Origin of the sequence: Enterococcus sp. AZ067 (assembly GCF_051715005.1) — a bacterium.
GTDB lineage: Bacteria > Bacillota > Bacilli > Lactobacillales > Enterococcaceae > Enterococcus_D > Enterococcus_D casseliflavus.
The window spans coordinates 24,675-50,415 of record NZ_JBIOSY010000002.1 but is presented as its reverse complement, the minus strand read 5'-3'; the positions used below and the strand labels follow the sequence as shown (position 1 = coordinate 50,415).

General features: G+C 35.6%; 32 protein-coding genes. 25 read left to right on the top strand and 7 right to left on the bottom strand.

Going from position 1 to position 25,741, the window contains the following annotated elements; translation table 11 throughout:
• The first annotated feature begins 35 nt into the window (after positions 1-35).
• The 3 genes from IGI82_RS18220 to IGI82_RS18210 are packed head-to-tail and all read left to right on the top strand — an operon-like array spanning position 36 to position 1,886.
• Complete coding sequence (locus IGI82_RS18220; protein WP_438842649.1) at positions 36-1,013, top strand: helix-turn-helix domain-containing protein; 978 nt, start codon at positions 36-38, stop codon at positions 1,011-1,013.
• A gap of 50 nt (positions 1,014-1,063) precedes the next feature.
• Positions 1,064-1,513 carry a hypothetical protein gene (locus IGI82_RS18215; protein ID WP_438842648.1) on the top strand — a complete coding sequence of 150 codons (450 nt, stop codon included), beginning with the start codon at positions 1,064-1,066 and terminating at the stop codon, positions 1,511-1,513.
• Between the two features lie 22 nt (positions 1,514-1,535).
• Positions 1,536-1,886: a DUF7006 family protein gene (locus IGI82_RS18210; protein WP_438842647.1), complete on the top strand. Its 351-nt coding sequence runs from the start codon at positions 1,536-1,538 to the stop codon at positions 1,884-1,886.
• A 675-nt stretch (positions 1,887-2,561) separates the two neighbouring features.
• Here IGI82_RS18210 and IGI82_RS18205 read toward each other — a convergent pair.
• On the bottom strand, positions 2,562-3,098 hold the full coding sequence (locus IGI82_RS18205) for a TetR/AcrR family transcriptional regulator (RefSeq protein ID WP_429976769.1): 537 nt from the start codon (positions 3,096-3,098) through the stop codon (positions 2,562-2,564).
• A gap of 112 nt (positions 3,099-3,210) precedes the next feature.
• Here IGI82_RS18205 and IGI82_RS18200 point away from each other — a divergent pair, with 112 nt between their 5' ends.
• From IGI82_RS18200 to IGI82_RS18175, 6 genes are all read left to right on the top strand, one after another.
• Complete coding sequence (locus IGI82_RS18200; protein ID WP_429976768.1) at positions 3,211-4,221, top strand: alpha/beta hydrolase; 1,011 nt, start codon at positions 3,211-3,213, stop codon at positions 4,219-4,221.
• Positions 4,222-4,365: 144 nt separating this feature from the next.
• Complete coding sequence (locus tag IGI82_RS18195; protein WP_438842646.1) at positions 4,366-5,250, top strand: alpha/beta hydrolase; 885 nt, start codon at positions 4,366-4,368, stop codon at positions 5,248-5,250.
• Positions 5,251-6,050: 800 nt separating this feature from the next.
• Positions 6,051-6,692 carry a recombinase family protein gene (locus tag IGI82_RS18190; RefSeq protein WP_438842645.1) on the top strand — a complete coding sequence of 214 codons (642 nt, stop codon included), beginning with the start codon at positions 6,051-6,053 and terminating at the stop codon, positions 6,690-6,692.
• Positions 6,693-6,726: 34 nt separating this feature from the next.
• Complete coding sequence (locus IGI82_RS18185) at positions 6,727-7,044, top strand: hypothetical protein (RefSeq protein WP_438842644.1); 318 nt, start codon at positions 6,727-6,729, stop codon at positions 7,042-7,044.
• A 217-nt stretch (positions 7,045-7,261) separates the two neighbouring features.
• Positions 7,262-8,128, top strand: a complete 867-nt coding sequence (locus tag IGI82_RS18180; protein ID WP_429976764.1) for a hypothetical protein — start codon at positions 7,262-7,264, stop codon at positions 8,126-8,128.
• A gap of 431 nt (positions 8,129-8,559) precedes the next feature.
• The gene (locus IGI82_RS18175; protein WP_074934965.1) at positions 8,560-8,661 is read left to right on the top strand and encodes a type I toxin-antitoxin system Fst family toxin; all 102 of its coding nucleotides are present in this window, start codon (positions 8,560-8,562) and stop codon (positions 8,659-8,661) included.
• A gap of 227 nt (positions 8,662-8,888) precedes the next feature.
• Here IGI82_RS18175 and IGI82_RS18170 read toward each other — a convergent pair whose 3' ends face one another.
• From IGI82_RS18170 to IGI82_RS18160, 3 genes are all read right to left on the bottom strand, one after another.
• On the bottom strand, positions 8,889-9,479 hold the full coding sequence (locus IGI82_RS18170) for an SOS response-associated peptidase (protein WP_438842643.1): 591 nt from the start codon (positions 9,477-9,479) through the stop codon (positions 8,889-8,891).
• Between the two features lie 93 nt (positions 9,480-9,572).
• Positions 9,573-10,076, bottom strand: coding sequence for a hypothetical protein (locus IGI82_RS18165; protein WP_438842642.1), 504 nt, complete (start codon positions 10,074-10,076; stop codon positions 9,573-9,575).
• Complete coding sequence (locus IGI82_RS18160; protein ID WP_438842641.1) at positions 10,060-11,436, bottom strand: Y-family DNA polymerase; 1,377 nt, start codon at positions 11,434-11,436, stop codon at positions 10,060-10,062. The genes IGI82_RS18165 and IGI82_RS18160 overlap by 17 nt, the downstream gene beginning before the upstream one ends.
• Positions 11,437-11,722: 286 nt before the next feature.
• Here IGI82_RS18160 and IGI82_RS18155 point away from each other — a divergent pair, with 286 nt between their 5' ends.
• From IGI82_RS18155 to IGI82_RS18130, 6 genes are all read left to right on the top strand, one after another.
• Positions 11,723-12,130 (top strand): hypothetical protein, encoded by a 408-nt coding sequence (locus IGI82_RS18155; RefSeq protein ID WP_438842640.1) that lies wholly within the window; start codon positions 11,723-11,725, stop codon positions 12,128-12,130.
• Between the two features lie 133 nt (positions 12,131-12,263).
• Entirely contained in the window at positions 12,264-13,319 is a 1,056-nt protein-coding gene (locus IGI82_RS18150; RefSeq protein ID WP_438842639.1) for a ParA family protein, read from the top strand.
• Between the two features lie 25 nt (positions 13,320-13,344).
• Positions 13,345-13,788, top strand: coding sequence for a hypothetical protein (locus IGI82_RS18145; protein WP_429960975.1), 444 nt, complete (start codon positions 13,345-13,347; stop codon positions 13,786-13,788).
• Positions 13,789-14,551: 763 nt separating this feature from the next.
• On the top strand, positions 14,552-16,051 hold the full coding sequence (locus IGI82_RS18140; RefSeq protein WP_438842638.1) for a primase C-terminal domain-containing protein: 1,500 nt from the start codon (positions 14,552-14,554) through the stop codon (positions 16,049-16,051).
• 163 nt (positions 16,052-16,214) lie between these two features.
• Positions 16,215-16,502, top strand: coding sequence for a type III secretion system protein PrgN (locus IGI82_RS18135; protein WP_153884110.1), 288 nt, complete (start codon positions 16,215-16,217; stop codon positions 16,500-16,502).
• 196 nt (positions 16,503-16,698) lie between these two features.
• Complete coding sequence (locus IGI82_RS18130) at positions 16,699-17,778, top strand: hypothetical protein (RefSeq protein ID WP_438842637.1); 1,080 nt, start codon at positions 16,699-16,701, stop codon at positions 17,776-17,778.
• 125 nt (positions 17,779-17,903) lie between these two features.
• Here the strand turns inward: IGI82_RS18130 and IGI82_RS18125 are convergent, their stop codons facing one another.
• Complete coding sequence (locus IGI82_RS18125; RefSeq protein WP_153884111.1) at positions 17,904-18,857, bottom strand: helix-turn-helix domain-containing protein; 954 nt, start codon at positions 18,855-18,857, stop codon at positions 17,904-17,906.
• 1,006 nt (positions 18,858-19,863) lie between these two features.
• On the opposite strand from IGI82_RS18125, the gene IGI82_RS18120 reads away from it, so the two are divergent.
• The 9 genes from IGI82_RS18120 to IGI82_RS18080 all read left to right on the top strand — a co-directional run bounded on the left by IGI82_RS18120 (position 19,864) and on the right by IGI82_RS18080 (position 23,226).
• Complete coding sequence (locus IGI82_RS18120) at positions 19,864-19,995, top strand: hypothetical protein (protein ID WP_306290170.1); 132 nt, start codon at positions 19,864-19,866, stop codon at positions 19,993-19,995.
• A gap of 492 nt (positions 19,996-20,487) precedes the next feature.
• Positions 20,488-20,901: a hypothetical protein gene (locus IGI82_RS18115; protein ID WP_438842636.1), complete on the top strand. Its 414-nt coding sequence runs from the start codon at positions 20,488-20,490 to the stop codon at positions 20,899-20,901.
• A 40-nt stretch (positions 20,902-20,941) separates the two neighbouring features.
• Positions 20,942-21,169, top strand: coding sequence for a hypothetical protein (locus IGI82_RS18110; protein WP_153884113.1), 228 nt, complete (start codon positions 20,942-20,944; stop codon positions 21,167-21,169).
• Positions 21,170-21,258: 89 nt separating this feature from the next.
• Positions 21,259-21,534, top strand: a complete 276-nt coding sequence (locus tag IGI82_RS18105; protein WP_101699647.1) for a hypothetical protein — start codon at positions 21,259-21,261, stop codon at positions 21,532-21,534.
• A gap of 33 nt (positions 21,535-21,567) precedes the next feature.
• Entirely contained in the window at positions 21,568-21,816 is a 249-nt protein-coding gene (locus tag IGI82_RS18100) for a hypothetical protein (protein WP_438842635.1), read from the top strand.
• Positions 21,798-22,076, top strand: coding sequence for a hypothetical protein (locus IGI82_RS18095; protein ID WP_438842634.1), 279 nt, complete (start codon positions 21,798-21,800; stop codon positions 22,074-22,076). The genes IGI82_RS18100 and IGI82_RS18095 overlap by 19 nt, the downstream gene beginning before the upstream one ends.
• A 304-nt stretch (positions 22,077-22,380) precedes the next feature.
• Positions 22,381-22,626, top strand: coding sequence for a hypothetical protein (locus IGI82_RS18090; RefSeq protein WP_101699651.1), 246 nt, complete (start codon positions 22,381-22,383; stop codon positions 22,624-22,626).
• A 58-nt stretch (positions 22,627-22,684) separates the two neighbouring features.
• Positions 22,685-22,987, top strand: a complete 303-nt coding sequence (locus IGI82_RS18085) for a hypothetical protein (RefSeq protein ID WP_438842633.1) — start codon at positions 22,685-22,687, stop codon at positions 22,985-22,987.
• A 20-nt stretch (positions 22,988-23,007) separates the two neighbouring features.
• Positions 23,008-23,226, top strand: a complete 219-nt coding sequence (locus IGI82_RS18080; protein ID WP_194195787.1) for a hypothetical protein — start codon at positions 23,008-23,010, stop codon at positions 23,224-23,226.
• Between the two features lie 509 nt (positions 23,227-23,735).
• Here the strand turns inward: IGI82_RS18080 and IGI82_RS18075 are convergent.
• A complete protein-coding gene (locus IGI82_RS18075; protein WP_438842632.1) occupies positions 23,736-24,143 on the bottom strand; it encodes a hypothetical protein in 408 nt (135 codons plus the stop codon).
• A 58-nt stretch (positions 24,144-24,201) separates the two neighbouring features.
• Entirely contained in the window at positions 24,202-24,540 is a 339-nt protein-coding gene (locus IGI82_RS18070; protein ID WP_422706026.1) for a hypothetical protein, read from the bottom strand.
• Positions 24,541-24,671: 131 nt separating this feature from the next.
• Between IGI82_RS18070 and IGI82_RS18065 the strand changes: the two genes are divergently transcribed.
• A complete protein-coding gene (locus IGI82_RS18065) occupies positions 24,672-25,724 on the top strand; it encodes a LysM peptidoglycan-binding domain-containing protein (RefSeq protein ID WP_438842631.1) in 1,053 nt (350 codons plus the stop codon).
• Positions 25,725-25,741: the final 17 nt, after the last annotated feature.

Genomic DNA, 25,741 nt, shown 5'->3' with positions numbered 1-25,741 from the left:
AAAAGAAGACTGAGGGGAAGAAGGGAGGGAATGCTATGCGAGAATTACAGCTCTCATTTATCACGAATGCGGAGACCCGTCGCTGGATGCGAATCTTATCGATTATTGAGCGAGAACATCATTTTACGATCGTGGCACTTAGCGAACGCTTAATGATTTCTCAACGCACATTGGTTAAAGATATTCAAGCAATTAGAAGCTATTTTGGTGAGACCATTGAATTGCTTTCTTTGTACAATGGGTTTCGTTTTGATGAACGAGACCGCGTCAAGTACCAAGAAAAAAAAGAAGCACTCTTAGAGAATGAAGTTCTTTTTGAGATCGTCGGCACTATTTTTTGGGGACAGCCGGTGGCATTGGCTGAATTGGCCCATCACTACAGTTATGCAGAAAGTACGCTCCGTCGATTTCTAGCGAGAATCGAACCAATCTTGGCCTCATATCGCTTGAGCTTGACCTTCACTCCGGTCAATTTCAAGGGGAAAGAAGCCGATATCCGAAAGTTCTTTTTTGATTTTTATTACAATAGCGAACAGACGCCCCATACGATTCGGCCACCAGAGCACCTGCACAAATTAGTCTTAGACGAACTATCCAATCAATTAGGTGAGTATGAGTTGGGCACAGGGACGACGGTTTCAGCCTTTTATTATCACTTGTATATCACCATGATCCGCGTCCAACACAATCATTTTGTCACGGTACCAAAGTGGTTGAAGGCGATCGATTATCAAGAAAAGGACTTTCAATTGCTGTATTCCTTGCAGGATAGGATCAATCAAGACTTTGAGATTCATCTTCCAAAGGAAGAATTTGCATGGCTCCACCTTTCGATCATTGCCAAGCGAACGATCGATCGCTCTGATCAGGAAATCACATTTGTCCAACGGTTCAACTGTTGGACAGGGCTTGAGCAGGTCGTTTCAGCGTATTTGTCAGATCCATTTTTTGAGCAATGGGATACAGATATACTCGGGCACTTTATGATATCATTTTTGTGTCACGTTTGGTGAATGAAGCTTTGAGTCCACTATTGAATAAAGAGTTAAAAGAAGTACATGACATGGTAGAAAAAAAACACAGTCAGATCCATAAAATCAATACTCACTTCTTGTTAACCCATTCAAAGGCCCTTCCGATTTCTTCCAGTACCTTTGAAGACGTAGCGGTGAGCTTTACCTTATACATGGATATGGTCTTTCGTTATTACCAACCCGTCAAACAAATTTTGTTTTTATTGGAGGGTGACTACTTAGTGGTTCAATCGATTCGCATAGAGGCCCGTGAACAGCTAGGGGACCACCACCACTTACTGTTTGTAAAGTTACAGGAATTTCTACCGGAACAATTAAATAACGAAAAGATTGATCTGATCGTGACGAACTATCGCCCCTATCTTTCGGACGATAGTCTAGAAACAGACTATGTGCTGATCAATAGTCAGCCGACAACCAAAGATTGGACAATGGTCAAACACCAATTGAATCCATTGACGGATCAGCTTTCATTTTAAACAAAAAGGAGGATAACGCACTATGACCGTGTTTACGACCCAACAAGACTATCTTCAGGGGTTTCAACGCACCTTTGAAGCAGTCGAGAAACGAGAAAGCACCGTCTTGAAAGACTATTTGACTGATCAGATTCGCCGTTTGAATACCTTAGTGGACCAAATTTCTAGTCGAAATTTCTGGGAAGTTTGGCCAAAGATTTTAGGGATCGATGCGAAGATCAGTTTAGTGGCTGAGTTGATCAATTTTGAAGATTTTTCAAGTGAAGATATCTTGCGAATAGTGGAAACGGATTATCAGACCTATTTCAAAGAACTGTGCGGGTATGATCTAAGCATGGAAACGAAACATTCGATGATATTCAATGTGATGTGATCCTGATCCCTTTTCATTGAACAACTAATATCAAAAAGGCAAAGTCCAATCAAAAGCTAAGCAGCTTCTGATTGGACTTTTTGAAATTCGTTCATCATAAAGTGATACGGAACACTCTATTTTGGTGTTTATAAACGCGCAAAAAAAGTAACGGGCATTTAAAATTTAGATTAATGAATATAATACCTCTTTGATGGTGTCAGAAACTTAATAGTTTTTGACCACAGAAAAAATTTCTTGATATGCTTGGTTTAAATTTTTTTAATGGCAAAAAATTTAATCGATCTATGTGAAAACTTTCAACATTAGTATAGTTTTTTTACTCCGATTACTAAACTATCTCTCGATGCTTTGACTACTTCTATAATAAATTGATCTAATTGATAGATTCTCAAAATACTATCAATTTGCGAAAGTAAACGATGAATAAGCCGGAAATTTCTTTTTGTAATCTCTGTGATCGTTGTGATTGCTTCATAATGGGGTGTATTGAACATAGAGACGAAATAGTTCGGTAGAAAATCAAATGAAGGTTATAATACTAAAAATCATTCGCCAACATTGCAGATAAAAAGGAGTGGCTTAATTACCAACTCCTTTTGTCTAAAGTATAAGATACCTTATATCTTTAATTTATCTTTGTGTTCAATATTAGGACTTCATAAATCTATCAGCTCACTGAGAGTCTAATGTGTAAATTTGTTGTATTATTTCAAGAATTAAATTTGATTGTAACTTAAAAAGTTGGTTAAGTTGATCTGGGTCTTCTTGCATTCCTCGAAGAATCCACTCGTTAATCCAACCAAAGATAGCATAGGAAAAGAAAGATTTTCCATAGGCTGTGGCATTGGGGAGGTTTGGATGCAGTTCTAGCTTCTCCTTTATTGTTGTCAGGATAACTTGGGTAAGTTGGTAGCGGTAGAGAATACTATAAAATTCTTTATGCTCTTGAAAATGCTCAAAGAGACTCTCAAAAACACGTTGAGCCGTGGCTTCGGGGTTATGCTCTAACTTCTCCCCCCAGTCTATTATAAGCTGTAAAGATTTTTTGTTGAGAACTTCTTCTAATGAGTTGTAGTAACGATAAAATGATGCTCTACCAATTTCAGCTTCTAAACATACTTCTGTTATTGTCAGATTCTTGAGATCTTTTTCTTTTAATAAATGAATAAGAGCGTTTGTAATTTGGGTTTCGATATAATGTTCTCTCATGAGACATTTTCTTCTTTCTGTCTTAAATTACGTGAGATGCTTGTCTCATCAGGTGATTAATAATACAATATAAATGCTATTTAATCAAGATGATAAGACTGAGAGGGATAAGATGAGAAAAAAAATATTATTTATCATTTCATGCATTTTTGTTATAGTTGGAGGAATATATTTATTGGTTACTTCGAGACCTCAGATTGTGATTGGAGCTATTCAAAAGGTCATTTACAAGCAAAGCTCGCCAAATTCGTTTAGCCCTCTTTATAGCCCAATTGATAGTTTGAAGGAAAATGGTCAGTATCTCAAGAGCGAGATAGCCTATGATAAGGACTATCCCAATAGCTTTTTAGATATTATTTACCCAGATCAAAATTTTGAGGTTGACCGACCAACTATTTTTTATTTTCACGGTGGAGGGTTCTTTGCAGGTAGCAAGAACATGGGAGACCCTTTGGCAGCTAGTCCGGCGACTTATTTGATTGATGATATGGTATCAAAGGGGTTCAATGTGGTTAATGTGGATTATGCTTTAGTTCCAGATTATCATTTTCCAGTACCTTTAATTCAGATGAACCAAGCAATTGGATATATGAAAGAGCACGCTGAAGATTATCATTTGAACATGGAGAATGTTGTTTTAATGGGGTCATCAGCGGGGGCTATTATGGTAGCACAATACGGTAGTCTTTTGGCTAGTGATGACTATGCTCAGTTGCTAGAAATTAAACCGAGTATTAACAGAAGTAGTATCAAGGCTTTGGTCATTGATGATGCCCCTCTTGATTATAGAAACTTCAAATTAGGTACCAAGATGTTGGTTGGAAACTATGTAGCTGAATCTATTTATTTGAGTGATGAGGAAGTGATTGCTTATAACCCGATTTTGCATGTTACAAAGGATTATCCAGAAAGTTTTCTTTTGGGGAGCGAGTACCGAACAGATATGGTATCTATGCACGATGCCTTGAATCAATATTCCGTTGAAAGTGAATTAGTTGATCCTCTGGCAGAAAAGGGGATTGAAAAGCCGCATGGTTTTATTGCTAATTTGAGAAAAGACCCAGAGGCAGCAGAAGCCTTTCAACGCTTAATGACATTTTTAAAAGAGAGAGTTAAGGAGTAACCTATATGACTATTCATGATTTACCGCAAAAATGGCGTAGATGGATTCTAATACTAAGAATTACAGTGGTTGTTTTACCCGTACTATTTCTAATCTATTTTTGGCTGACTTTTGGGTCCTTGATAAAGGTGATTGTGGGATAAGATGACATTCGGAGAATTACCTAAAAAATGGAAAGTACAGATTATCCTTTTGTCAGCTCTATCGTTACTCTTTCTGTTCATGTTTGCGAGCTTCAAAATCCTTTTAGAGACATATCGTGAGACTAATCAAGTTCAAAGATCCGAGTTGATGAAGCCAGATGACCAGTTGATAGGAGAGCGTTTACTCATTGACCGTCCCAGGAAAAATCCTGTTAAGGTCAATATATATAGGCCTAAAGGAGTAAGCGAAACCAGTCTTTCCCTAATTGTTAATGTCCACGGAGGGGGATTTGTTGGTGGGGATGCAGATGCTTTGGATACTCAAAGTCAACGGATTGCAGACAAATGGAGAAAAGTTGTTGTGACAGTCAATTATACAAAGGCAGACGTTCGTCCAATTTCCTATGGCGCAGAGGAAATCAAGGATACTGTCTTGTATTTTGCTAAGGAAAAGACAAGTTATGGTGTAGACCCAGCCAAAATTTTCATTATAGGCTACTCAGCGGGAGCCCATTATGCGGCCTTATCCGCAGAATTACTGTCCAAAGAGAAATTCGGACTGGCTGGATTGGTTATGGCATATCCTTGGACAACAGGCTTGTCTGTGGAAAAACAAGAGAAATCTTTTCCACCAACGCTTTTTGTTTTAGCTGGTCAGGACCCGATTTCTCAAAAAGCTAAGCCTTTTATTGAAAAAATGAGAAAAGTAGGTCGCACAGTTGAAGTAATCGACTACCCAGAAGCAGTGCATAGTTTTATCGAGTCCAACAATCCCGAAGGTTTGACAGGAGCGAACTCTGATATGTCCGATATCGTCAACTCTGCGCAGGAAATTTTGGCTAGAAAGTCTGAGAAAGAAATGTTGAACTGGGTAAATAATCAGTAACTCAGAGTTGTTAGATCACAACTTAGAATTTGAATACAAAAAGCCGACTACCAGGTTTTGGGGTTCACGAATCAACCGAACAGAAATTCCAAGTAGGAATACGAACAATTACAGAAATTCTTGTTAATTATTCGTGTTTCTATTTTTTTATCTAGTGCGCTATAAAATTTATTTAAACAATTAAAAAAAGAGAATAAGTAATAAATTTAAATTAAAGAATTATATTGTTAACCATTAAAGAACTAATATAATATTTGTTAATTTAGCATCTGATATTTGTCCAACAAATTTTTTTAAAATAAACCAAAATATCTTAAAAAAAATTAATAATCATTTAAAAAACGTAATTTCATTATTTTAATAATATAACTTAATTTTGACAACGCAAATAAATTATGTACATAAATATAGGGGTGAAGCTAAGTGTAAATGATGTAGATTATTTTAAATATTTTTATGAGTATTAAAAGAATTATTTACTGTGGTCATAAACTTAATAGTTTTTGGGACTGTGTTAATATCTAAACTCTGTTCGGGTTTAAGTTGACCATAAACTTATGTCAATAAATATTAAAAAACATTTAATCTAATAATTCATTTTAACTATTTAAAATAAATATAAAAGATAAATCAATAAAGTCGTGTGTATTATAGGTATACCCATAGGGTACACCTGTGATGATTCCAAAATAGTACTGAAAACTCTTGATAAATCAGGAGTTTTCTTTTTTTAAGGATTGTATCTTTTGGGTTGTATATTATATACTGTTTGGAGAAGGACATTTTAGGAGTGATTTTTTGTGTTTATTGCATATTTGAGAGTATCGACTAGCGAGCAGAATTTAGCTCGTCAAAAAGAAGCCATTCAACAATGGCAAAAAGAAAAAATGATCACTGATGAAGATTTAAGAATTTTCGAAGAAAAAGCTTCGGGGAAAAATACAAGCGACCGAACAGAGCTAACAAACGTATTATCATTTTTACGTGAACGAGATACTTTAGTTGTGACTAGCTTAGATCGATTAGGGAGAAACAGTCGTGAACTAAAGGAACTACTTCAAACCGTAAAAGCCAAAGGTGCAAATATAGAAATTTTGGATCTGCCATCTTTTTCAGGTGTTAATGATCCAACTTTGAGAGATTTGTTAACAAATCTCGTTATTGAAGTGTTTAGCTATGTCGCTGAATCAGAAAGAAAAAAAATAAAAGAACGGCAAAGAGAAGGAATAAAAATTGCAAAGGAACTAGGAACATATAAAGGTAGACCGGTGAAGTACCATGAGCACGCAACAGGTGCCGATAAACTCGTGTATAATCGGATTATTGAACAATTAGATGCTGGCGTTTCCGTTGCAGCGATCGCTAGAGAATTAAACATTACTCGCAAAACAGTGTATGCGGTGAGAGATAGAAGAAATCAAACACAAAATGAAGCTATATAATAGAAGGAAAAATTTTAGGAGGTGGCCACCTCAAATGAAGAATAAGAGCAGCTATTACAAAATTTTGCATCTAACTGCTGAAGAGGGGTGGTTAAATAATCCAGAAATTGTTAAAGAGGTTCAAGAGCTAGGGATTACTATCCCAGATGGACGAGCGTCCCCTATGAATTATAAAGATGCAAATGGAATAAGAGTGACTGATTATAAGAACGATTCCAGAAAATACGAAACAATCGATAACTGTGTAGCTAAAGAGCGACTGTGTCGAGCAACCATTACGAAGCCCATTAAGAGTAGAAGCAAAGCAAAAGACGGCAGAACATTCACCAGCAATTTTTTATTTAAAAATTGAACAAAAAAAACACACATTTTTAACCCGAGTGGTTAACAAATGTATGTGATACAGTTTCATAAATTGTTGTCCAATGGGGATAATCAATTTACATCTTTAATATACCATGGAAGATTAAAACGCGCAAGAATTTGAAAGCTAAAATAAATATTTTTCCAAATAAAATTATTTATTTTGTGATATCATAAAATAAGACATAAAATAAGGTTCAAGGGGTATGAAAGTGAAAGAACAGGTTTCTGTTTTTATGGATGAAAGTGGTAAGCAAAAAAATGAAGTTAGTCTTATTGGAAGCATTGTAGTTCCTAATAATTTTTATTATTCAGATAGAGTTAAAAATTTGAATCAAAAACTTAGAAACAAAGAAGTCAGTTTTCATTTGACGGATTACAGAAAAAAAGATTTAAATTCTTACTTAGATTTATTTAATTTATTCGTATCTAATGAGAATCTTCTTCGTTTTAATGTTGTTGCATTTAAAAGAGGAAGATTTAAAAATCATATTCTTAGTAATAAAATTGACGATATGGTTTATTCCAAAATACCTGAAAGATCTATTTATGGATCTTTAAGAGGGTATAGTTCATTTACAGAGGTTGAAGCTGACATTTATATTGAACATGCAAATGATTATGAAACTAGAGGATTAAATAGTTTAATAAAAACGCAACTTAATACACATTCCCTATATCGATACGATCATTTTAAAATTTTGAGTTCAAAATTAGTCTATAAAAATACGGAAATAGGGTTAGAATTTACAGATGCATGTTTGGGAGTATTACGAAATATACTTGAAAATAAAGATGTAAAAGCATTGGGAAAAGATAGTATAAGTAAAAGCTTAGTTTATAGAAAGCAGCTTGTACATGAACTTATGGTTAAATATCGTAATTTTTTTGAACATATTGATCTATTCGAATTAGATGACAAAGGCTTATTAGAGCGAATTGATATGCGTAAGTATATTAATCTTTTTGAATCTAAATTTCAAAGAGAAAAAGAACAGTATAAAGAAGTAACTGAACTCTGTAGCAATAAACTACCATTAAAGAAAATCGCCAAAAAAGTGCCATATCGATAATTTATTAAATTGATTTATTTGGAAAAAGGGAAAAGATGGCAACTGAACAAGTTGCTATCCAACTCACATATTAGCAGTCGTAACTAATAATAAAAAGGTGCTCCATTTCGTCACGGTTAAGGAGTGCCTTTGTGTTGTATCAGATGCTTCTACTTGTACATAAAGGCTAGTAAAAAGTGAATAGACTAAAGGGATACTTCTAAACAACTAGATTATATTTTAGTTTACATAACATAGATTATACAAAGATAACTATTTTAAACACTGATAGTAAAGCAATGCTGTATAAAGGTTTAAATTTATGTAAACTTAGAAGATCCTAGCATTAGTTTGACATAAAGCTCTTTGAAGTATTTTCGCTTCGTTAGAGTTTAGCAGCTTGATATTTGCTATAATAGAAAAGGCAGCTTGCCCCGAGAGGGGGGTTGTACATGCTAGAACAAATCTTCACATTGATTGTCGCACCGCTATTAGTGGGCTTAGTTATTGAACTAGTTTCTCATTGGTTAGATGAGAAAGACGACGATCGATAGCAAGTTGCTATCTGACCCACACGTTCGGAGTCGCAACGAACGCAAAAAAAAGACAGACCTATTCGCACTAGGTCTGTCTTTTGTGTTGTACATGCTCGAAATCTTCACATTTCGCAAGATTAGTATAGCATAGAATTAAGGGAAAATCTACTTTAGAAGATCTATCCCTTTTAGTGAAGAATACTAATTACAAAGAAACATCAATAGCAGCAAACTAGAAAGTACTCCTATTGAGCGTCGCTGAGGGCTAACTCCGGCATATCAATTGATAGATAGTTTCTCGCAAACTCAATATCTGAAAGCCAGCTATTGATGTCATTTTTCTTTATAATTAAAGGCATACGATCATGGATAGGCGCTACGGATTTACTAGGCGCGGTCGTCATGATCACTGATTCAGTTTCAAATCCAGCGCCACTTTTGTGGATCCTATAAAAACCACCAACATATAAGAGATCATTGCCGCCTTCAGCTGAGAACAGAATTTTTTTCTTATCTTGATCCCACTCATAAAAACCCAACATAGGGAATACACAGCGTGTCTCTTTGAAAGGTTTTGAGAACGTCTTCTTCTCTTCCACCGTTTCAGAACGTGCATTGATCATTAGCTGCCCTTTTTTGAATCCTTCAAATCCCCAGCGTGTGACACCAGGAACTATATTAGCCTCCTTATTGAGACCTAAAGTTACAACATGGTTTGATGGGAATATCTCATTATAACCGATTCGGACATGCTTGCTAGTTGCATTCGGAGCGACTTGATCATAATAACTTTTCAGCTCATTTGATGATAGATCGAAAAAATAGCGACCACACATAATATACCCTCCATTTTCTACATTTTTAATGAATAACGTGTGTCAGACGGCCATTCTAAGCCGTTTTAAATCGTTCTAGATGGATAATCCTCTTTAATCGTCTTCTATAAACGGCTGGTAATACTCATTTTTTATTATTTCAATTTCAGGATCTCTCGTTTTCTTCTTCTCTTCTATTTTACTTGGAGAACCCTTGTTTCGAAAGTAATCGATATCGAACCATTTTTTTTCTTGTTTAATTTCAATGTGACGAACGTCTGTCCAGAACACTTGCCGATCGCTTATTACAAAATAGTCCTCATATGCTTCACCGATAAATAATCCTTCTATCGGATCTAAGAATCGCCCAAACTCGTCTTTTGTATTAAGTTGGATGGAAACAGGCTTATGATAAAGAAAGGATTCAGATAGAATAGCGTCTATCTCTTCGCGTGTCATAAGGTCAAGACCTGCAACTTCTTTGGTTGCCCAAGCTTCATTCTCTTTTACGCCCTTCATTAATTCGTCCATTGCGTAAGCAGTCCCCCACTTGAGGCCGAAAGGACGATCGCGATACTCATTATAGTCTTGAAACGTCTTCTTAGTTCGCTTTACCATGACTTGCACCTTCAAGTCCGGACAGGCCACCTGCGTGACCACCGACCAAAGAGCTTCGAGCGATCGCACGTCCACCCTCCATTAAGCTATTAGCATGCACGATTGATTTAAATCCGTACTTCTTCCGGATAGTATCAACTACATAATCTACCTTCAAGTCCTTTACTTGCTCGTCTGGATCCTCAAAGAGATCCAGCTGTAGAGCATTAGAATAAACGAGTTTCGAGCAGTTTACTCCTATATTCCTGATATCCTGATACTTATAATGCTTATCAAATATTTGAAGCAGGTATCCAGAGATTTGTTTGCTGCTATTGGTTGCTGGTACCTTCATTTGCTGGTGAAATCCTCGACTTCCTGATTGATCGACATAGCCCATCGAAAAACCAATCCACAAAGAAACGACTTCAGCTTTCGCTCCTGTACGGCGTAGCCTAGTTGCTACTTGATCAGCCATTTCCTTTATGACGATTTCAATCTCTTTTCTCCTGGTATAATCGCGGTTTAAAACCTGACTGTTCCCGATAGATTTCGATTTGGGTGTATATTTCTGGCCTAAGAATGATCGATCGATGCCCCAGGCATTTGCGTACAGCTGAGTACCTAAAACGCCAAAATTCTGCTTCAGCAAATAATAATTTGCGTGTGCTAAATCATGCATAGTAAATATGCCCATTCGGTTCAGCCTGATAGCCGTCCGACGTCCTATCCCCCAAACGTCTATAATGTTTTCTACAGACCAAAGCTTTTGTTGAACGTCTTCATATCGCCATTCTGCTTTCATATCTGAATTATTTTTGCTTTCAAGGTCTAACGCAAACTTTGCCAATAATGGATTATCACCAATCCCGATCGTAGTATAGATTCCTGTTTGTTTACATACGTTGATTTGGATCATTTTAGCTAAGTCTCGAGCATTCTTTGCTCCAAACAGTCTTAACGAGTCAGTGATATCTAAAAAGCTCTCGTCGATGCTATAAACTGCGTGATTCTGCTCGTCTGCATACTTTTTGTAGATGTTATTGATCTCCATGTTTTTACGCATATAAAGTGCCATACGTGGCGGTGCAATCACCAAGTCCTCCGGATACGGGAATGGAAGATCACGAGACCGACTGACGTTTGATATTCCGTATGCTTTTTTAGCAGCAGGACTTGATGCCAGGATCAAACCGCTCCCTCGTTCAGCTGGATTATCGGATGGATAAGAGATGACTACCAACTTTGCTTTCAGCGGATTTAATCCTCTCTCAACGCATTCTACAGACGCGTAAAAGGACTTGCAATCGATACAAAGGATATCTCTCGAAGGTTCTTTAGTATAATCAAATTTTGGATTTACGCCAAACTGCATAACCATAAAAAAGCCCCTTTTCTAAAATGATACGTTTTATAACCATATTAGAACATGTGTTCGCTTTAAAAGTCAAGGTATTAGAATTTAAAAAATTTAATAGAAAAGTCAGCGGACGTAATTATAAAATATATCGTAATATGACTTTACGACTATCTGAAAATAGTGTAAAATACAATTATAGATGATAGCTATAATCATATTAATATTAACATTGCTATTAATAGTAATGTTGCTAGCAATTATAATAGCAATATTAAATGGTACGAATTTTAAATTTAGGAGTGATCTAGTGGATACTTTAAGCAAAATAAAAAGTGTTTTAAGTTCAGATTTATCTGCATATGAGTTAGAAAAGCGAACTGGAGTAACCAGACCCTCTATTGTAAACATGAGGAAAGATACATACGACTTTTCAAAAATGTCTTTCCAGATAGGTGAGAAATTAGCAAACTATTATGATGAACAAAGAGAATCAACTTTAGTTTTTAAGGATCAAGGAGCGTTCCTATCATTCACGAGTACGTTGGATCAATTTATGAAAGATACTATAAAAGAAATTGTTCCAGAATCAATTACTGATGAAGCGATGAAAGAAGTGTTAGTAAGAGTTAATTCTGAGATTTTAAAAGATAGCTACTTGTTAGAGGAACTTTATACAGTTTACAAAGATGCGTTGAGGAAAAAACAAAAATCTTAAGAATGAAGATAGCATTATTAATATTATTATTGCTAATAACGTTAACATTAATATTATTAGCATTGTTAATAGTGTTATTGCTAGCATTATTAATAGCAACTAGTTTAGCCAATAAATCAACTAGGAGGATTAGATGAATAACACTGAAGTGAGTAAAGAACCCATTTATAATGCTGAATGTATTGCCTCTGCTACACAAAAAGGCGGGGTTTTAAAGACTACAATCAATGTGAATTTGGCCGGAGATTTATCTCAAAGGCCTAATAAGTTGCAACCCTGGAGAAAAAATAAAGTACTATTGATGGATAAAGACTCTCAGGGAAATGTTTTATTAACTTTTGGTATGAACCCAGATAAGGTTGAGAATACTATTTACGATGTTTTATTAAATGATTTACCAGCTGAAGAAGCCATAATTGAAATTAATGATAATTTGCATATTATTCCTGCCAATGATGATATGGCTTTTTTTGAACTCGACGTTCTGACAGGAATGGCCAATAAAGAAGTCTTAGCAGGCATGGAAAATATTTTGCCTATGATTAAGAATTTACTCTTAATTCTTAATTCCTTGAAATCTATGGTTCAGGATGATGAACTATTATCTAAAGTCGAGAGTCTTGAAAATGAGGCACAGGGACACTTAAGACAGTTACAAATGAAAATAGCAGCTAGCGGAATAAGCGTTGAAGATATCTATGTGTTGTTAAAAAAAGCTATTGCTCCTTTAAAGACAAAGTACGATTTCATTATCATCGATACTCCGCCTCAGCTTGGAATTGTCGCTGGTAATGTTTACAATGCTGTAGATGATATACTTATTCCCTTCCACCCTGAAAAATATTCATTTAGAAGTTTGATAAAAACAATAAATACCATTAATTCATGGAAACAAACAAATCCCGATCTGAATGTTAAAGCGATTATTCCAGTCAAACTCAAAGAGCAAACGATCACACACTCTGTGTTTCTTGATAGTTCAAGCCAAATTATCAGTTCCAACAACGATTCTCTTGATATCACAAAAACAGTAATTCCTGAATCAATCAAACCAGCTGAGGCATTAGCAAAGTACAATATGCCGTATACAATGATTGATATTGACACAGTAAGAACTAAAAAAGAAAGAGAACCACTTATTATGCTAAAAGAAGTTTTCAAAAATCTTGTCGACGAACTAGGCTACTAATAGATATGTATGAGGAGGATGTATTATGGCCAGATCAGTGAATGGTAGATCAGGATTTATTCCCGAAAATTTGACGGCGGGATTAGATTTAGAGATTAATCAAACTAATACAAAAGATAAAAAAGCAACCAGTGATGAAAAGCCAAAAAGAACCAAGGCTGTTGAAGCAGCCCCTACAGAAGAATTACAGGAAGATAGAAAAGAAGATGTTAAAGAGACTTCCCCATCGGAAAATAGCTCTGATTTAGCAAGCATATTAGGGAAAAAGAAGAAGAATAGTAAAAATGTACAAGTGAACGTTTATTTGTATGACGATGACACTAGAAATGAGTTATATGCCATGGGGAAATTAGTGGGTAAGCAAAACGGTGGAAAGTCTTTGATTGTGGAAAATGCATTAAAAGAGTACTTTGAGAGAAATAGAGAATACGTGGATCAAGCTTTAAAACAATTTCCCCCAAAAAAATGAAGAGCGAAAGCCCTTCTTTTTTTTGCATAATACTATTACTATTAATATCAACATTGCTAGCAATAATGATAGCTTCTTTCCTATAAGCTTATTCCATAGGCTTTTCTTGTGGCTTTACTCATTAAATCACTATAGGACTGTGCTAGTTTTGTTACTATTAATAATGCTAGCAATAATAATAGTAACATTATTATTATTTTTAATAGCAATATTACTATCATTATCCATAGCAATATTAGTACTAATAGTAATAGCAATATTGATTTTAATAAAGATAGTAATAGCATTAGTATTATTAATGTCATTATTGCTAGCGTTAAGTCAACAATAGCAATAGAAAAAAAATAAGAAAGTGACTTTACGTAATTTGAAATAAATGGTAAACTGTTGTTGAGAAAAAAACTATTTGCACAACATTGTTTTAGGTGGTAACCTAATAAAGAATTTAAAAATAAAAAAAAGAGACGGAAAAGTTAATGGATTGGACCCCACTAATTTTTCTGAATCACATACAGCAACTATGTGTTCTCGCTCGTCTCGGAAGTTATTTAAGTGGCTGGAAACCACTTATGTAATTTGATAAGTTTTTCGGACTCGCAATCCGAACTTACAAGCTTATCTTACCATTTTTTGACGAGCAACTCAATATATACATGCTTATTTGTCATGCTTTCTTTAAATTTTTTGACATTTCTAGCCATTGAGGGAACACAAATCGGATGATTATTTGTGTTCTCTTTTTGTTTGGAAAGGATCAGCAACCATGGCAGCTTCTTTAGACGTCGTCTATTCAACAATCTTACAAAATGGTATTCGTAAATTCAAATATAAAAATAGCCGCCTTAAACCGGTCTCTTTTAGTGATCAATCGGGAAAAGGGGCTATTTTTGCCTACCGTTCAAAAGAACATATGGTTGAAGGGATTGGCCTAGTAATCACTTCGGAAGAGGGGATTATTGAGAATAACAATTCGTTTAGCCATTGGACACCTAACGTTTTTCGCTATGGGACGTATGCTGATGAAGGGAGAATGTTCACGAAGGGCCATTCTGAGGACAATTTACGTCAGATTAATACGTTTTTTGTTGATTTTGATACGCTAGACCCCAATTTTGATTACGGAGAAATCATTCTGGCTAGTAATGAGCTTGGCTTTATGCCGACGATGGTGTTACGGACAACTCATGGATACCAGGCATTTTATGTATTAGATAAACCTGCCTATGTAACAAAGAAATCCAACTTCAAAGTGATCAACGTGGCTAAAATGATCTCCAATAACTTGAGAAACAAATTAGCGAATGACTATGAATTTCCAGTTGATGTCAATGCAAACCATTTTGGAATCACTCGTATACCTACAGAAGAGAGTGTCTTATTCTTTGAGCCAGAGTACCGTTATAGTTTCGAAGAGTGGATCAATTGGTCGATGAGAGTGGATGCTGACAAGAGTTCTGAGAGTATGAATGTCTTTGTCTTGCCGTCAAACCAGGAGTTTCGCCAAGTCGATGAACCGTGGTTCCAGCTGTTATTACGGAGTCAAAAAATTCAAGGAGAGAAGGGAATCTATGGCCGAAATAATGTCATATTTACCCTTTCTTTAGCCTACTTTTCTTCAGGATACGAGATTGAGGAATGTGAGTTAGCTATGCTTGAGTTCAATGATCGATTAGCAAGTCCATTGAGTGACCGAGAACTGACCAGGATTATTCGATCGGCTTATTCAGGAAAGTATCAAGCCGCACATAGAGAAAAAATTGTTGTATTGTGCCAGGAGTGGGTCGATACTAATCTCTCTGAAGAGCAGCTATTCAATAAAAAGCGTGGTTGGTGGAAATTCAAGAAGGAAAGATCCGTACGAAAGTATTCTCATAGTCACGAGTGGGCAGCTGATTTGCTGGCTTATTTGAACGAACAGTCCTATACCTACAAACCTTATATCGTTTCTACAAAAAAAGAGTTGAGAGAAGAATTAAAGATTCCGGAAAGATCCCTTGATAAAGTGCTGAAGCAACTGAAGAACGAAAATAAGATCTATTTCCGCGTTCGGGCCGGCCGCAATGGCGGAATTACTTTAGCCTCTGTTCACGGCTTGATGCGATCAATCATTCGAGTTAAAAAAGAGGTGCAAGAAGCGTATTTCCATGCGATTTCTGAGGCCTTTGGCTTAGGCCGGACATTTATACAAGAGACGTTGAAACAGCTGATAGAGCCTAAGAAAACCGCCGTACAAATGGAATTATTGCACCTCGATTCCGGATAATATTAAAACCCGCAAACTGCCTTTTACATTATATCTATGATACTTCTTGCCTTTCTAATGCTCTTACTATGTCTTATTCAATATGGCCTTGGTTGCCAGGTTTTAAGGAGTGGGGTACTATTATCACATATGCGATAATAGTACTTGAGGAGGTCTACCGTCTATGTCTGTTAATACTTTTGTTTATCCCTATCCTATCAATGTCTTTATTATTCGGCAGCTAGGGATGTCTGTAGAAGAATTTTGTGAGTTACATGATTATAAGCAAAGTACAGTAGCAACTTGGTCTTATCGGAGTCGTGCTGTGGGTTTATTACCATGCGATTTTCTGTATTGTTTAAGTTTGTCTTCTGGGTGGCCAATGGATAAGGTTTATAAAGAGTTGTTAGTTCTGGAGGAACAGTATTTGAGGAGTATTGACCCTAAGAAGGTAAAAGAGCAGGTTCAGTAGCTATTCTGATATTTTTGGCTTTTTCAATACATTGGAGTAAGGATAATCTAGATAGATTTCTGACAAAAAAATCTATATTTTCTCAAATTATTTTTCTGTTGTCTTAACGCCTTATGATATAATCATAGTAAAACATCATAAAATCATTAATATTTAAAAATAATGTTGGTTTTATGAAAAATGTGAGGAGTTAATGATGAAAAAGTTTTGTTTGTTTTTAGGGACTGTTTTCAGTGTTTTTCTGTTGTCGGGATGTGGGCAAGGGAATATTGAGATGTTGGATTTTGTTGATGTCAATTTTAGAGGCTTAGATACCAGAGGAACTGCTAGTTATTCAGTGGATTATGAAAGACTCCACAATTATTTGATTGAGAATGATAAAGAGTTAGAATTTGAAAGTCAAAACGTCTATTATGATGATCAACAACTTGAAGAAATGTTAGGTATAGGCTTGGATAAAAGCTCCGATTTATCGAATGGGGATAGTGTTACATTGACTCTTGATATTGATTCTTCCAAAGTTAAAAATTTGGTTGGTGGCGATAAAGAGTTTGTGGTTGAAGGTCTTGATGAAGCTAAAAAGTTAACCACAGAAGAGCTTGAAAAGCATTTGGTTGTAAACTTTAACGGTGTAAGTGGACTTGGGTCTGCAACAATTGATAATACTCTTCCTGGCGAGTTAGGTTATCTTGGATTTACTCTAGTCGATGATGGAAAATTTAAGAACGGTGATCTAGCGAAAATTGAAATAACAGAAGATTTAGAGAATCGGTTAGCAGATAACGGATATCTTTTGGATGATGATTTTGATCCTAGTTTTGAAGTTAAGGGGTTAGATGAAGTCGCCGAAAAAGCTACCGATATTGCAAATTTAGATGACATTAAACGTATGATTGATGAAGAAGTAAATAGATCATATAAAGATTGGAATCCAGAAGCATCTTACGGATCTCGTTATGAGATAAAAGAGGAAGGGCTATTTTATCGTCAATTTGTTAGGGATAGCAATGATTCACAGTTCAGTTTTAATTCTGCAACGAACAATGGAAATCTAGTGAAAATTTTGAGTGTCAAGAGGTATTATGGTGGAACCGAGAATAAGCTGAATACGGAATTCACTGCTATAATCGGTTTTTCAGATTTGTTCCTTGATGAAGAAAATAAGGTGAATGTTGCTGATCTTATAACTATCAAAGACACTAAGGATTCAACTTATTCGGTTGAATCTGTTGTCCAGCTGTATGAGGGATATGGATATAACCGAGTTGAAGAATAATTTTGTAGTCTGCCGAAAGAGAATCGGTAGACTTTTTTATTTTGCTAGAGTAAGATGTTGTAGAGGATTTAGTGCCAAAAATAAAGCTACTCAGAGGTTTACTCTGAGCTAGATGTTCCAGATAATCAGTTGATTATGTAATTGATCACTTCAGATGGGCCATTTCCTGATAAGAGATTTTCAATCGACTTAATACATTCCTCAGCATAAACGTGACGAATTGGAGATTTGGATTTTAAGTAATAAAGCTCTTCTAGAAATTCCCGTAGGTTCAGTATTGCTTGCTGTTTTAACTTGTTATTTTCAGTTTTATAATAGTCTAGCCGATACTTGGAAAACCTGTATAGTAATACGTGATCAGACGAATATTTAAGTCTTTGGTAACTGATGAGAGTTTCTAGGATCTCACTAGCGTTATTAATCAGGTCTTGTTTTAACTGGTTTGTTGTTTGGGTTGCTCGATCAATGGATCTGTCAGCTAAGTTGAATAATGCGTCTGGCAGTTGATGAGCATACCTAGAATTCAAAGAGGATATTTGACGAAAGTCATAATCTTTGAAAATTGTTGATATATCAAGGATTTGTTCGTCAGAAAAATGTGCTGTGAAATCAATAATGAATTGCAGATAAATAGCTGTAATATTTTTTCTGGCCTTGATTTCTTTATATACATGATCAGTATCCTTTTTGGATAATTCAGGAATTAGGTTACTGACGTGATTGAAATGTTGACGAACGTAGTAATGATAACGTAAATAGGTCATTGACCGATCTTTTAGGTCGTCTATATATCTATACAATGCTTCGATATCTTCTGTATCAAGATTGCCAGCAAAGGCTTCCTTGCATTGTTGTGTAATAAAAAGCAGAACCTGATTTTTTTCATTTTGTATATCGATAATATCTGAAAGCTGCATGCCTAAACGATTTGCAAGTTTTTCGATATCGCTGATAGAGAGCACTCTGTCACCATTTTCAAAGCGGGAATAAGAGGTTCTTGAAACGATACCTTTGCTTATTTCATCTTGTGTCATATTGACTTTTTTTCGAATATATTTGATTGCTTGATGAAATTGCATAATATCACTCCATTTATATTAATTTATTTTAATGTGCCGAATTAGCACATTTTTGATATTATATTGCGTTTTTTTGACGAAATTGTCATACTATGGTTAGATATCAAAACCGATTGTGCACAACCATAAGGGGGTTGAGGAATGTTTCCATTTAGTCCATACGATATACAGATTACCCGTCCGTAGACAATAAATTATAATTATTTTTTTGCTGACACCATAATAATAATTTATTCAAACTAAAAAAGCATGCAGTTCTGTATTTTCGAAAATCACTTGCGAAAAGAACAGAACAATGCTATGCTTTTTGTGAAAATGATGTTTTTAGCAAAATAAAAAACAATTAATGTTTAAATATAGTTTTTTTGGTTGCTCAGGCTGAGATATATTTCAGGCAATCAAAAAAGGGGATGCGACACGACCGGAAGACTGGTAATCTTTCGAACGTGCGTACATGAATATTAGAATCGACCTCTAATACCATGTTGCATACCCCCTCTGTTGGGCTACGCCCAACGAGGTTTAGTTTAGCATAGAATAGCTTCTTCGTCACGCCCTAAAAGGGGAAGACTGTAGACTTTTCTAGTTAAATATCTCGTTGGGAATAGTTGAACAGTCAGGGGTGTCACGTGATTTAGGTCGCGTGGCACCCCTTTTTTGTTTGTCTGAAAGTATCTTAGCAAATTTTCACAAATTATGGGAGGGAGAAAGACTGAGTTAAGCATAATTGCAATAATTTCTTAATAATAGCGGTAAGCAACTTTGATTTAATTGCTAGAGCAGCAGTGAAAGCAAGATCGATGACTAAAACTTATACAAGTGAATTAGTTAGAAAGGATTGATTGGGATGGTAGTCAAAAGTAAAAAAAGGCGTCAAGCTAGGGAATTAACTTCTGTCTGTTCTCTTTCGGAAATTGAAAGTCGTGCTCAATCTATTCGGTTATTTGACCGATCAATATGGATCAATATCGGTGATGGTCAAATTCTCAATATAGAGACAAAAGCTATGGAATCATTGACACAAAAATATGACGAGATCCGCACGGCTACACTGCCAGGGAAAATCGTTTTTGCCAAAAGAACGAAACCAGCTGATTCTTTGCGCTTAGTGAAATATCCCTATAAAGTTCGCTCATAACAAAAAATTGATAAAAGAATATTTCTACTTGCAAGTGAAAGCTTGTTTGTCCTTTGAAAACTGAATAGCAAGAATAGCAAAAAAAGACGTGGGAGTCTGACTGTCTATATCACGTTGCTATTCACACTAAAGGACAGGGCTTGGAGTGACTGTTGGATCACTCTAGGCATTGAAGTTCATATTTTATTCTTTCAGACGGCTTTCAGATGGATGTCTGGGCTTGGCTATACTGGCAGCAATGAGGTATGAGAGGTTGCACGGGATCCTAAACCGGCCGGTTCTCACTCAGCCTAAAAGTGATTCCAATGTCATTTGTAAGTAAAAATATTTTTTTATCTATCAAAATACTTAGTTTCAGCTATTAGAGAACAGCACAGAAAGCTTTTTCTTCTCTTTTATTTTTGCAATAGAGGTGGTCCAAAGGAAAAAGCTCTTTATCATGTTTAATAAAAATGATTGAAAGTAAGTGTTTAACTTGAAGGAGGAGTTGGTTTGAAGAGTGAAAGTGAATTGCTTGAAGGGATCAGGCAGTGTCAGCAGAACATGCTTGATAAAAAGATTAAACATGAAACAATGAAGTTGGAGAAGATGCTGAATTTGTTGGAAAAAAGCTATTTTAAGAGGGTCTGTCTAATTTTTAGATCCGGTTCAGAACATGGTCTAAAGCTTTTGAGCATTGCTGTGATGTTCATAATAGGATATCTGCTCAGCTCTTATTTTAGTACTATTTTTAGAATACCTATTGATTCAATGGGGAATGTAATCTTTACAATTCTCGGGACGGTTGTTGGAACGAGTTTTTTCGCAAGCATGTTTCATACTATGACGACAGTAAATTTATTGTCTCAGATTGAGGATCAATATAATAAATTAAGTTTGTTGTATAAGCAATCAGATGAAGTTTAACAGCTGATTGCTTATGAACTTGAAAGACGGGTGGTCTACTATGTCAGAGGTTGATAAACTACTAGCCTTCATGAAAACTGGAAGGAGAAAAGCTATTACTTTGGCAGAATATATTTGTTATCAAGAGAAAAAAGGAATTTGGAACAAAAAAAGAGCTATTAATTTACGTAGAGAACTAAGTTTTTCTAAATGTTTGGATATTACTTATATTCGTAAACAAATGGAAGAAGATATCATGAAAACAGAAACATTAATCAAAATTAGATAATTTTTAACAAGAAATGAAAGTACTAAAAGCGCATAGGATCATTCCATGTGCTTTTTATTTTTATGATCAGAAAGGAACGAGTATAGGATATGGAACAAAATGAATCTTACTACAAGGTTAGAAAAAAACATTGCCAAATTGAAATGGCAGGGCACACGAACGAGTATATTGATAAAGGAGATCTATTTATTGCAATTGAGTATCGGTTCTTTAATAGCGGTGCGATAGATATCCATGCACTGAGGGCTGCGAGAGGAATTGAATTACACGGAAGCGGAAAACGATACAATATTTCAAAAATTTATAAATCCAGGAAACATGTTTTTCTGTTTCTTGAAAAGCCTGAGTTATTGTTGGAATTCTAGTCGGATTAGACGAAAAAAAAAGGAGGAGTTGCCATGAAGCAAATAGAAGATTATGTCAAAGATGGGTGGCACCTGCAGTTAACAGTAGCTCCTAGTAGAAAAGGGGTATCATATCATGCCTGGGCTTATGAACATAAGGAGGACAAGGCCGCTGCATTGGTTGGAGAAGGTGAGACAATGGAAAGTATGCTTCGGGATCTTCAGGAATGCGAAAAAGAACTTTATCCTCATTTGATACGAAAACCTAAGCATAAGGAATTGAAATGGCAAAGAATATTTTGAATTATTTACCCAGAATTTGTTTTGCATTAGGATCAGCAGCTGTAGCAATGTATGGCTTTTATACTCTAAGAATTGCCCCATTAAAAAACAATCATAAATTACTCTTCGAGGATACAAAGAATCTTTATGATTTTTACATTCAATACAGAGATCAACTGGCAAATCTTTATCTTTGCTTATTCATTAACTACCTACTAATGATTGCGATAGGATTTATTTCAGGATTTCTAATATTTGCTGCGTCTTGGGAGGATAATTAAGTGAAAATATCTGAAGCAATTGAAACTGAAAAAAAAATAAAAAGAATACAGAAAATGAAAAGCTGTTTATTATCAGTTCATATAGTTATTTCAATTTTGAGTTGTTTTGTCTTATTGTTTTTATTCGGCTCAAATCGATTAAAGGATATCCATTGCTTCATGAAGTGGTTTCTTACAATATCTGCTTTGCTTTGGCTTGTATCAGGCTTTCTACGAATAAAGATTATCTTTCAGAAACAGAAATTGTGAAGTTTCCAAGAATGAAATTTCGAAAAATAGTCCAATTGATAGAAAGGGTGCCTTAATGGAGGATAAGTTAGCAGTTTTAATGGATTTTAACGAGAGACAGCAACAATTACTAGAAGATTTAAAACACGTATACACCTGGCAACATAGTCACGCTTGGGACTTGTTCTATTACTTAGTTGATAAAAATACCCAAATGTTTGACGAAGAAACAATATACAATTTTATAACTATGTCTGAAGAGGAATCTCTTGCAGTCCAAATTGTATTCAGTCAGTGGGTTTTGTTACGGGAAGACAAATGATTGCACTATCAACCATAACAAACTAATTGATGATGATTTAATAAGGGGGTTGTAAAAGATGTCGAATGTGATGAATAACGGAAAAGAAATAAAAACAGTAGAAAACGGTGCAAAAATAATAGTTGATTCAAAAGGTTATTTAACAAACAGTGCAGACTTGGAAGATAAAGGTTACACAGTTAAAACAGTTTCCTTAGAAAAGGATAAATTCAGTCGTTTTGATCCATACAAAGCTTTGAAAGAACTGGCTGAAGAAGATCCGGTTAAATTTAAAAGGGTCTCAAATGAGTTAGAAGACATTATCAAAACGGAAGAAGGAATTATGAACGAAGATGGATTTGTCAGCAATAGACAGAGATAACGGAATAGGGGGAAATGAAAATGAAGTTAAAAGAATTATTGAAAATTTTACCAGATAAAGCCGATGCAACGTTTGAAATTGTAGAAGAGACTTACCCAACAGGGATTTTGGTAAAAGATATTTTAGCGACTTATCCACGAGCGGCAGATTATGAGGTAACTCTACTAGACGCAGGAATTACAACACATGGGGGAAGAGATATTATTACCTTGTGCATAGAAGTCAGTAATGCGAATTAGTCAGTAATTCACCAAAATAGTTGAGTAGCAACGGCAAACTGATCTAGGAGAGTTAATTTATGAATTGAAATTGAAGAAGGAGAGTGAGACAAATTATGGTATCGAATGTAAATGAGCGGACACTGAAATGTGAAAGGCGTCTTGAGGTATTAGCAAATTGGTTTTGGAGAATCTTTATCGGTGGTTTTCTTGCTGTGGTTCTAGGATCAGTTGTTTATTGGAATCATTATTTTCCCGGAATGTTGTGGTTTCCGTTATTTCTATTGCTTTTATGGTACTTTGTTGTACTTAGTTTTTTATTGATTTCAATGAAATTGATACGATAGTGTAAAAAATCTACTGTAGCATTAAATTTCAACTTTTGGTACTCTATAAGTATAAAACGAGTTATTTTAGTCATATAAAAATAAAATATCACCGTTTTTTGAAAATAAAATAAAAAGTAGTCCTCGGCTAAGATTTACTAGGGTCAGGGGCATGCGAACCTTGGCAAATCTTAGCTGAGAACTTTAGTCAGTTTCTAAAGGATAGTAGTAATAATTGGTTTGGTCGTCAGTAGCAAGACCAAACGTGTCACCGATAAAGAAAGAATCGGGGCTTGAAATCAGTTTTTCCAGTTTGAATTTATTTGTTTCTCGATCAATCAGAGCAATCGGAAAAATGATCTCGTCATTATCTGTGACAATTGTTGCTTCGTTGACGTCTTCAAAGTGAACATATTGGATAAATCCTTCACCCAAGTCGGTAAGATTCTTATTCAGTGCTTTTTGAAGTTGTTCGAACGCAGAGAGTTCAGCCGAATTAGAAGCTTCACTCTCCAATCGATGTTCATTTCTAGCCGAACGTGTTTGATATAAAAGGAAAATGCTGATCGATAAGAAGAGTATTGGAAGGATGATATATAATTTTTTTTTCATATGTTGTCTCCAGTTTTTAATTTTTGAAATCAAGCTCTTTAAGTTGTATCGGTTCGAATTACTGTTGAATTTCGTATAATCCCATTTTTATCAGTATCAAGACTGCGTTTGTACGATTATCTATGCGATTTGCATGCTGAAATTCCTTGATTTGTTCCAACATTTCATTTGGAAGTGTCAGAAGTACTTTCTCATAATCTTTAGTAGCAAGAATTTGGAAGTTTTCAACTGGTAGATTACTAGTTAATCCTAATCTAATTAATTCTCGAATCTTTGCGGATCTATTAGTGGTGTTTCTTTTCTTACTAGTATCTAAATTCAGTTCTTCAATTTGCTGAAAAATGTCTGTATTGATTCTTTGCAACACCTGTTTTGATTTAGTTTTATCAATAGCCATAGCAATATTCCTTTCTTAAAACCTATAACTTAAGAATAGTGCTTAAAAAAAGTGTTTGCAAGCAAAAGTTATATATGATATATTGATTTTAAGAAAGTTATATATAATATACAACTATAAGGAGGAAAAATATGAAATCAATCAAAGGGAAAATCTCAGTAGCGTTGGCGTTACTCGCAACTCTTTACGTTGCAGGTACAACAGGGGTTAAGGAAGCAGCGGCAGCTGAGCAAGAGGCGACTCCGATCAGTGCAACTGTATGGATTGCTCGTACTGTAGATCAGGTAAAAGTAGATTTAGATAAAATGGTAGATAACACTTATACAATTGTTAGAGGTGACACGCTCTCTGTTTTAGGACAAGCAACAGGTATTCCGTTTGAGGACATTGCCAAAAGAAATGGCATTGCGGATCCTGATTGGATCTATGAAGGCAACAAGCTGATTTTTGATCGTGATCGTAAAGCTGTAACGATTCAAGATGAATCTGGAGAAACAGTTGCGCAAATTGCGGCTCCAAAACCTAAAGAAGACAATGCTGGTTCTACGAAGCCAGCTAGCGGTGGATCAACTGGCGAAAACGGATCTGGAGATTCAAGTAAACCAACAACACCACCGACAACAGATAATGGTTCAGGTAGCAGTGACAGTGGAACAACTACACCACCAACGAGTGGAGACAATGGACAATCAACAGATCGCGAAGTGTCAGTAACAGTTGTAGGCGAGAATGCTATGTTCACACGTTTCCGTGTTGGCCCGTTCAATAATACTGATGAGGCTTCTGCATGGGTCAAAGAGAATTATCCAAACGGAATCAAAGGATACGAAGTACACCCTGATGGTGACTATATTTATATTGAGTTCGAGATTGCGAAAGATGACCAAGTAACTCCTCCGGGAGGCGGAGATAATGGCTCTGGTGGCGAAGACAACGGCTCTGGTGGTGGTGAAACAACTCCTCCAGGAGGCGGCGATAATGGTTCAGGCGGAGGAGAAACCAATCCTGATCAGCCAACTAATTTAGGAAACAGCGGAATTTTTGTTGCAACACAAGAAGCTGCTTTCGCTGAAGCTTACGCACTATGGGCAGAAGGTAAATTCCTTGAATTTACAGATTTTGTCGCTTATCCAGCGTTGAATGCGGCTGGTGATATTATCGGCTGGACTGTAAATTTCTACTAGAATAATCAATTGAATAA

Excerpts from the sequence above, each read along its gene's own strand:
- IGI82_RS18075 (WP_438842632.1), bottom strand. The coding sequence starts at position 24,143 with ATGAAAAAAAAATTATATATCATCCTTCCAATACTCTTCTTATCGATC.
- IGI82_RS18065 (WP_438842631.1), top strand. The coding sequence starts at position 24,672 with ATGAAATCAATCAAAGGGAAAATCTCAGTAGCGTTGGCGTTACTCGCA.
- IGI82_RS18200 (WP_429976768.1), top strand. The coding sequence starts at position 3,211 with ATGAGAAAAAAAATATTATTTATCATTTCATGCATTTTTGTTATAGTT.
- IGI82_RS18100 (WP_438842635.1), top strand. The coding sequence starts at position 21,568 with ATGAAGCAAATAGAAGATTATGTCAAAGATGGGTGGCACCTGCAGTTA.
- IGI82_RS18125 (WP_153884111.1), bottom strand. The coding sequence starts at position 18,857 with ATGCAATTTCATCAAGCAATCAAATATATTCGAAAAAAAGTCAATATG.
- IGI82_RS18120 (WP_306290170.1), top strand. The coding sequence starts at position 19,864 with ATGGAATCATTGACACAAAAATATGACGAGATCCGCACGGCTACACTG.
- IGI82_RS18150 (WP_438842639.1), top strand. The coding sequence starts at position 12,264 with ATGAATAACACTGAAGTGAGTAAAGAACCCATTTATAATGCTGAATGT.
- IGI82_RS18195 (WP_438842646.1), top strand. The coding sequence starts at position 4,366 with ATGACATTCGGAGAATTACCTAAAAAATGGAAAGTACAGATTATCCTT.
- IGI82_RS18180 (WP_429976764.1), top strand. The coding sequence starts at position 7,262 with ATGAAAGTGAAAGAACAGGTTTCTGTTTTTATGGATGAAAGTGGTAAG.
- IGI82_RS18085 (WP_438842633.1), top strand. The coding sequence starts at position 22,685 with ATGTCGAATGTGATGAATAACGGAAAAGAAATAAAAACAGTAGAAAAC.
- IGI82_RS18140 (WP_438842638.1), top strand. The coding sequence starts at position 14,552 with ATGGCAGCTTCTTTAGACGTCGTCTATTCAACAATCTTACAAAATGGT.
- IGI82_RS18135 (WP_153884110.1), top strand. The coding sequence starts at position 16,215 with ATGTCTGTTAATACTTTTGTTTATCCCTATCCTATCAATGTCTTTATT.
- IGI82_RS18160 (WP_438842641.1), bottom strand. The coding sequence starts at position 11,436 with ATGGTTATGCAGTTTGGCGTAAATCCAAAATTTGATTATACTAAAGAA.
- IGI82_RS18095 (WP_438842634.1), top strand. The coding sequence starts at position 21,798 with ATGGCAAAGAATATTTTGAATTATTTACCCAGAATTTGTTTTGCATTA.
- IGI82_RS18070 (WP_422706026.1), bottom strand. The coding sequence starts at position 24,540 with ATGGCTATTGATAAAACTAAATCAAAACAGGTGTTGCAAAGAATCAAT.
- IGI82_RS18130 (WP_438842637.1), top strand. The coding sequence starts at position 16,699 with ATGAAAAAGTTTTGTTTGTTTTTAGGGACTGTTTTCAGTGTTTTTCTG.
- IGI82_RS18175 (WP_074934965.1), top strand. The coding sequence starts at position 8,560 with ATGCTAGAACAAATCTTCACATTGATTGTCGCACCGCTATTAGTGGGC.
- IGI82_RS18185 (WP_438842644.1), top strand. The coding sequence starts at position 6,727 with ATGAAGAATAAGAGCAGCTATTACAAAATTTTGCATCTAACTGCTGAA.
- IGI82_RS18165 (WP_438842642.1), bottom strand. The coding sequence starts at position 10,076 with ATGGTAAAGCGAACTAAGAAGACGTTTCAAGACTATAATGAGTATCGC.
- IGI82_RS18220 (WP_438842649.1), top strand. The coding sequence starts at position 36 with ATGCGAGAATTACAGCTCTCATTTATCACGAATGCGGAGACCCGTCGC.
- IGI82_RS18210 (WP_438842647.1), top strand. The coding sequence starts at position 1,536 with ATGACCGTGTTTACGACCCAACAAGACTATCTTCAGGGGTTTCAACGC.
- IGI82_RS18205 (WP_429976769.1), bottom strand. The coding sequence starts at position 3,098 with ATGAGAGAACATTATATCGAAACCCAAATTACAAACGCTCTTATTCAT.
- IGI82_RS18170 (WP_438842643.1), bottom strand. The coding sequence starts at position 9,479 with ATGTGTGGTCGCTATTTTTTCGATCTATCATCAAATGAGCTGAAAAGT.
- IGI82_RS18145 (WP_429960975.1), top strand. The coding sequence starts at position 13,345 with ATGGCCAGATCAGTGAATGGTAGATCAGGATTTATTCCCGAAAATTTG.
- IGI82_RS18110 (WP_153884113.1), top strand. The coding sequence starts at position 20,942 with ATGTCAGAGGTTGATAAACTACTAGCCTTCATGAAAACTGGAAGGAGA.
- IGI82_RS18105 (WP_101699647.1), top strand. The coding sequence starts at position 21,259 with ATGGAACAAAATGAATCTTACTACAAGGTTAGAAAAAAACATTGCCAA.
- IGI82_RS18080 (WP_194195787.1), top strand. The coding sequence starts at position 23,008 with ATGAAGTTAAAAGAATTATTGAAAATTTTACCAGATAAAGCCGATGCA.
- IGI82_RS18215 (WP_438842648.1), top strand. The coding sequence starts at position 1,064 with ATGGTAGAAAAAAAACACAGTCAGATCCATAAAATCAATACTCACTTC.
- IGI82_RS18090 (WP_101699651.1), top strand. The coding sequence starts at position 22,381 with ATGGAGGATAAGTTAGCAGTTTTAATGGATTTTAACGAGAGACAGCAA.